The 4,136-nt window shown below is 37.6% G+C and carries 3 protein-coding genes and 1 pseudogene; all 4 read right to left on the reverse strand.

Going from position 1 to position 4,136, the window contains the following annotated elements; genetic code table 11:
* A pseudogene (locus tag Q0465_RS03000) lies at positions 1-585 on the reverse strand (sodium:proton antiporter); the annotation flags it as partial.
* Positions 586-1,004: 419 nt separating this feature from the next.
* Positions 1,005-2,909 (reverse strand): hypothetical protein, encoded by a 1,905-nt coding sequence (locus Q0465_RS03005; RefSeq protein WP_298612621.1) that lies wholly within the window; start codon positions 2,907-2,909, stop codon positions 1,005-1,007.
* 33 nt (positions 2,910-2,942) lie between these two features.
* Complete coding sequence (locus Q0465_RS03010; RefSeq protein ID WP_298612623.1) at positions 2,943-3,929, reverse strand: FAD:protein FMN transferase; 987 nt, start codon at positions 3,927-3,929, stop codon at positions 2,943-2,945.
* Between the two features lie 53 nt (positions 3,930-3,982).
* Positions 3,983-4,132, reverse strand: a complete 150-nt coding sequence (locus tag Q0465_RS03015) for a hypothetical protein (RefSeq protein ID WP_367274296.1) — start codon at positions 4,130-4,132, stop codon at positions 3,983-3,985.
* Between the last annotated feature and the right edge of the window lie 4 nt (positions 4,133-4,136).

Below are 4,136 nucleotides of genomic sequence, written 5' to 3' on the forward strand. Positions count from 1 at the left end.
AAGGAGAATGGCTTTCCAGGATTGGGGTAAAGACAGACTGCTCAATTTCCTCCATCCGAATATCAATAAAACGCAAACGACCAAAACAATGATGAATAACTGCCATTTGAAACCAATCATTAGTATCTGCAACGGAATCATCAATAAAATGGTATCCAAATCGTCGAAAATGGCCAACACCTGCGTTTTCTGATAAATCCATTCCTTCTTCAATCCAGCAGCAGCCAGCATCGTAAAGAGAATTCCGGCAGAAGTCGGTGCTGCAAACCGGCTTACCAGCAAATTCTTATCCCAGGACAAATCATTTCCCGGCAAAATATAAATATAATAAAAAGCAATCAATAACCAGGGAACAGCAGCCGTAGCCATTGCAATAAAATAGTCCTGCGCATAAGATTTCCAACGGCTTTTATCCAATTCAAACTCCCGTCCTACATTGATCATAATAAAAGCCAGACAAACAAACATCAAATTTTTAAAAACCAACTCAAAACGGGAATAAGATTGCTCAAAAACGGAAGGTAATAACTGAGAAAAAAATAAACCACACAATAAAAACAGAGAAAATAATAAAACTTTTTTCATTCGCTAATTGATTTTAAGGTACTCATTCAGGTCCAATCCATTATTAAACAACCCGATACAGTAAATGTACAGCCAATTATGATCATTGATAATTATCTGACTAAAAAGTAAAAACGATGGTCAATTCAAATCAAAAATCATTACTGATTAGCCGACTTTCAGGAAGTAAAGGGCTAGCTTTTATTCGTCAGTCCTGTTTTATACGGCAAAAATATAACAATTACTATTATTTTCACCATAAATATTTATTCTTACTCTATATTTTTCATTTTTTTCTTCATTATATTCTTAATAGAATAAGAATTACATAAAAAATTATTCAGTTTTTCAAATCCTAAAACATAAATTACGAATAGTAAAATAATCATATTTTCAATATCCTTCCCAGTACACTTTTTTGATACAGAATCTCATCCCTTTTATTCATAAGGGATCACCCTCGGTCTGTCTACCCGATAATCATAGAAACCATTCTGCAAATTTCCGGACATAGAAGCCTGGAACCCCCTCACATCTGAAGGCACCCGTGGATAAAAAGATAAGCGGAGAGTAATATTTTTAAATACAATATTATCGTTTCTCAACGTCACAGCAGCTCCGATCCCCCAATACGTTTCACTTTTAAATATCGATTTGTTCTCCGGAGCCAAAACACCAACATCGACAAAACCTGTTAAGGACATACGAAATCCTTTTTTGATATAAGGCAGAAAGAAGGTAGCAGATAAAGAAGTGGAAAGCTTCTGATTTCCCCCCAGGGTGTCCGAATCGAAACCTAAAATATCATAATCCTGAAAATGGAGATAATCGGAAGGATAACGCCGGATACCTGTAATATAATTTACATCATTATAAAAACGGAAACGCCAGTTTCCCAATGCTTGCAAATTGCTGATGTGATGAAGTCCTAATTTTAAAAGTCCTCTTTCAAATCCCCCCTCATTTACATACGATCCAAGTGCAATATCAGCAGCATAAAAACGTTCCGTATGGCGATTGAAATGGGAATAACGGGCTTCGTATCCAATATAACCTGAATTCTGAAACTCATTATGTTCAAACCCAAAAGTCAAAGCAGAATAAAGTCCGGTAGGGACATCTTCCGTACGTCCGAAATCGTAAATCAGGTTAGCTTTGTAATATTTCAGTTTCCGGTACGTGAAAGCCCAAAACACGTTTCTCCGGTTATAGTAAAATTGATTTGTATCCGAAGATACAAAAGGCCGTTTATTGAATACTGTATTTAAAAAACGGGCTGTAAAATAAATATTCCGTGTATAACGGTGCCGGGATCTCAACAAAAGGGATCTTCCTACCCAAAGGTCCTGAGAATGATAATTAAAAGGGATCTGCTGATGTTCAATATTGATGTCCGGTAATTCATCGGAACGAAAAATCCGGCTGATTGTCAACCCTCCTGCCCATTTTACCCGGGAAGTCAGAAATTGCCGGTTGATTTCACCCCAAACCTGTTTCGATATGTAATCATTCTGATAATAACCTCTCACATCAAAATGGGTACCAAATATACTGTTTACCTTGTATTCCAACAAATTCCCCCATTTTTGTTCTTTTGTTCCCCTGTAACTAATCTGATATTCTACAATATGCCCCAATTTCATAAAATTTTTATTGATTAATTTGACGCGGGCATTATTTAAAAAATTAGAAGAAACTTCAGCACCCCAGGAAAAATCATCCCTGCAGATAACCGTCAGGATAACTTCCTGGGGGTTTTGAGGATCTTCATCTACCATTATTGTAACGTCATCTATATAGTCCAACTGTCGGATCAGGATCTCATTCTGTACTAATTCAAAGGGTATTAACACCATTCCGGGTTTTATAGTCAACTGCCTTTGCAGCGTCCGCTCAGAAGACTTCATATGAATTTTATTAGCAGCATTTCTCAACCACCCCAAATCTACTTCTGTATAAGTAGTATCGTACACACTCGCTCCATACGGAGGAAGCACTTTAATATTAATCTTTTGAATGGTTTTTCCGGCATAAGCTTCAAAACGGGCTTCACTGTTCTGGGTCCGCATGACATTTACCCGGTTACGTTTAGGATTTACAAAAATCAGCTTGTACAATTCTTTCGTAAAAGAAGATTTATAGGCTGCATTTTTGATCCGGGTATATTCATATGTTAAAGTATCCCGGATCAAACTATCCGGACGGTATACGACAGGAACAGAAAGGATATTGTCTTTTTTTACTGTAATGCTGTCCTGTACAGGAGCCGCAAAAAGTCCGGTAGAAAAAAACATTTCTACCCATAGAAATAATAGTATTCCAAATCTGCCTGACCCCTTAATCATTTTATAGTTTTCCTGTGAACACTTTTATTTTTTCTACTCTTCCTTCATGATTAAATCTTTAAATTTTTCTGTCATCCAAACCCTGTTTTCGCCATTTTGTTCATATACGAAGCAAACCTCTATTTCAGTGTTATTTTCAACAATTTTTTTACTTTCTTCTAACCCAAGCACCATAAAAGCTGTCGCATAGGCATCTGCTTCCATACAAGTCGGAGCATATACACTCGAACTGAGGATGTCCCGCTGCACGGGATAACCGGTACGCGGATTAATGGTATGAGCATATTTCCTGCCTTCGTGTATATAATAATTGCGATAGTTCCCGGAAGTAGCAACCGCTCCCTTTGTAAACCGGATAACCATTTGTAATTCTCTTCCCTGAATGGCTATATCATCAATCGGTTTATCAATTCCTATTCTCCAAGGTCTTTTTTTGTCACTTTCCCCTCTGACCCGTATTTCTCCGCCAATATCAACCATATAATTCCGGACTTCACAGGCATCCAGAAACTCAGCAACCAGGTCCACCCCTAAACCTTTCGCAATAGAACTGGCATCAATTTCCATTCCTGCTTTCTCTTTCAACAAATATCCCTCCTCTACTTTCAATTTGTCCATGCCGATATATTGCAAAAGAGAATCTATTTCTTCCGGATTCGGAAAACGATTCTGCTTATAGCCAAATCCCCAAGCATTAGCCAGTGGAGCCACAGTAATATCAAAAGCCCCGTTTGTTTCCCGGTTTATTTTTTCCGCCGTCCGGTACATACGAATAAACAAAGAATCCACTTCCTTACTCTCTCCCCGGTTCCATTTCGCAACGACTGACTGAGGATTAAACATAGATAAAGAGGTATTCACTTTCTCCATTTCCGTTTTCAGACTTTCTGAAAAATCCTCTTTCGATTCATAAATAATCCGGTAATAAGTTCCGTAAATCTTGCCTTCTACATGCCGGTATTGTTCCTGTTTACAGGCAATGAGCAAACAGATTATTCCTAAAAAAATAAAAAATCTCATTGTTTTTCACTTCTATTAAATAGCACATTAACAACACTTCAGTGGACCCCTTACTAAAAATAATATCCCAAATTGAAATAAAATCCCAATTTCTTATCCCAGTTCGAGAGATTGAGCACCACGTCTATAGGTCCGATCAAACTGTCGTACGAATAGGACACGCCTCCTCCCCACAAATCAGTTCCTCCCAGAATATCGAACAAACTT

This window comes from uncultured Odoribacter sp., from assembly GCF_937966165.1.
Classification (GTDB): domain Bacteria; phylum Bacteroidota; class Bacteroidia; order Bacteroidales; family Marinifilaceae; genus Culturomica.

Coding starts and splice junctions, on each gene's coding strand:
- Q0465_RS03005 (WP_298612621.1), bottom strand. CDS start 2,909: ATGATTAAGGGGTCAGGCAGATTTGGAATACTATTATTTCTATGGGTA.
- Q0465_RS03010 (WP_298612623.1), bottom strand. CDS start 3,929: ATGAGATTTTTTATTTTTTTAGGAATAATCTGTTTGCTCATTGCCTGT.